Annotated in this window: 3 protein-coding genes and 2 pseudogenes; all 5 read left to right on the forward strand. The window is 60.2% G+C overall.

The genetic code is table 11. The annotated features are described in order from the left end of the window. Positions 1–856, forward strand: an 856-nt coding sequence (locus tag FHK92_RS20250; protein ID WP_181289636.1) for a hypothetical protein, incomplete at its 5' end; no start/stop codon positions are given. Positions 857–875: 19 nt separating this feature from the next. Next, on the forward strand, positions 876–1,139 hold the full coding sequence (locus tag FHK92_RS20255) for a hypothetical protein (RefSeq protein WP_181289629.1): 264 nt from the start codon (positions 876–878) through the stop codon (positions 1,137–1,139). Continuing rightward, positions 1,136–1,240, forward strand: a pseudogene (locus FHK92_RS20260) (PAAR domain-containing protein); the annotation flags it as partial. The gene FHK92_RS20255 and the pseudogene FHK92_RS20260, both read left to right, overlap by 4 nt. A gap of 48 nt (positions 1,241–1,288) precedes the next feature. After that, complete coding sequence (locus tag FHK92_RS20265; protein ID WP_181289630.1) at positions 1,289–1,711, forward strand: GTP pyrophosphokinase; 423 nt, start codon at positions 1,289–1,291, stop codon at positions 1,709–1,711. A gap of 101 nt (positions 1,712–1,812) precedes the next feature. Beyond that, positions 1,813–2,184 (forward strand): annotated as a pseudogene (locus tag FHK92_RS27855) (PAAR domain-containing protein); the annotation flags it as partial.

Below are 2,184 nucleotides of genomic sequence, written 5' to 3' on the forward strand. Positions count from 1 at the left end.
GGCCGCGCGCCTGCACAGCAAAATGGTCTGCGGTGCCCACATCAAGACGGGCAGCCCGAACACCTTTATCGGCGGGCCGACGGTGTCGGTGGCGTTTGTGCTGGACCTTGAAGGGTGGATGCATTCCGGGTTGGAAGTGTTGGGGTTGTTGGCGGCAGGTGCTGCGTTGGTCATGGCCGCCATGGCGGGTATCGCCGTGCTTGTGGAGTTCGTGGTGGTGGGCGGACTGATCGTGGGAGGCATGGAGCTTCTCGGCGATTTAGGTGACCGCCTGGGGCCTGGTTATCGGGACCTGCTGCAAGGTGTCGCCGGCATGGCGATGTTGGGGCTGAGCCCGAAAATGGCGAAGGCCGCCAAGCCTGCCGAACTGCCGCCGCCCAAGTACAAGCCTGGCGTCACCGAGGCCGATATCCTGGCCATGCCGAAAGGGTCGCGACCCGAGGCCTACAAGTACTTGTCACCCCGGTATGTGAAAGAACACTTGGCCCAGTTCGAGAACGGCGCCTCACGCTTCACCACAAAGGCCAACCTGGACAAATACGGCATCGCCCAGCGCGATGGCACGACATTCCTCATGCCCAAGGCTGAAGCCGATCAATTGGTTGCCAACGCCAAGGGTGACAAGCGGGCGTTGGAGAAGGCGCTGGGGCTGCCAGAAAATACCCTGGAAAGCAGTACCCTGGTGCGGGTCGATATTCCCGCGCCTAAAGACATGAACCTGCGGATTCCTTCAGGTAACGAGGCCGGTGCCAACGAGTTCTGGATTCCTGGCGGCAAGCTGCCGACTGGTGCCAGCGAGGCGGTCATCGATGCCGGGGGCATTTTGCCCAAAGACTTCAGTTGGACGCCGTTATGACCGTAGAGGTAAGCAAATCATGAAATTCCAAGATGTTCTGGTCAGTCGCGAGCACATGTTCTCCGTGGGCATCGAACAGGACTCGGGTCGGTTCTACGTGTCCATACCGGTTAGCAATGGCATGGCCGACTACGAGGAATACTATGAAATCAACCAGGCGACTTTTGAGCTGTTCAAGCGTGACCCGGATGCCGCGCTGCCGTTTGTGGCGCGTTGTAAAAAGCGTGAGCTGGATGAGCTATTGATTGTCCAGCCGGGAACGAACCGCGGCACCGCCATCTGATCGTCGAAGGCAGCGCCACGGTCTTGATCAATGGAAAACCGGCGGCGCGCTTGCACAGCAAAATGGTCTGCGGAGCTCACATCAAGAGCGGCAGCCCAAATAGGTCGCGAAATGTCCGAAGAACCATACGAGAAGGGCTTTGATCGCCAATGAGCATTCTGGACGCTGCAATCGCCCTGGCTTCCAGGGTCCACGCGGGCCAGGTGGATAAGGCCGGCAAGCCCTACATCCTCCACCCGTTGCGCCTGATGATGAAGTTCGACGGGCTTGAAGAGCAACTGGTCAGCCTGTTGCATGATGTGGTCGAAGACGGCGATGTCACGCTGGATGAGCTGCGCAAGCTTGGTATTCCCGAGGCCGCAGTGACGGCTATCGACTGCCTGACCAAGCGCGAGGGCGAGTCCTATGAGCAATTCATTGCGCGGATTCGTCCCAATCCACTGGCGACCCAAGTGAAGATAGCGGACATCCACGACAATCTTGACCTCACTCGGCTGCCTGTCGTGCGCGACAAGGACCTGGAGCGCGCCGCGAAATATCATCGGGCATTGCTTTACCTGCAGGCGCAATGAACCTTGGCACGGCCATTCGCTTGCGCCAACCGCGACCACGATCTGCGAGCCATCGATACATCCCTGTGCAGTTGTACAAACCAGTAAGGTAAATTTTCGCAATGGATGCACAGGCTGCAGCACGTCTGGGAGACGAAATAGCCCACGGGTTCGGGTTGGCCGCGATGGTCGCCGGAGCCGTGGCCGGTGCCCTGATCGGCGCCGCGGTCGTTGCCGCGACGGTCGCCACGGGCGGCGTGGCCCTGGCGATCATGGCTGGCTCGATTGCCGCCGGCGGCTTGTCGATGTTCCAGATCGTCAAGGGTCTCTCCACCATCTTCAACCTGCCCGAGCCCACGACGGGGGCGTTGATCATGGGCAGCTTCAACGTCTACATCAACGCCCGCAATGCCATGCGGGCGGGCGAAGACGTTTCGTCGTCCTGCACCGGGCTGCCGATGAACCACCCGATCTGGCCCTTTCCGGTGCTGATC

The organism is Pseudomonas brassicacearum subsp. neoaurantiaca, assembly GCF_013608025.1.
In the GTDB taxonomy this organism is placed as follows: Bacteria; Pseudomonadota; Gammaproteobacteria; order Pseudomonadales; family Pseudomonadaceae; genus Aquipseudomonas.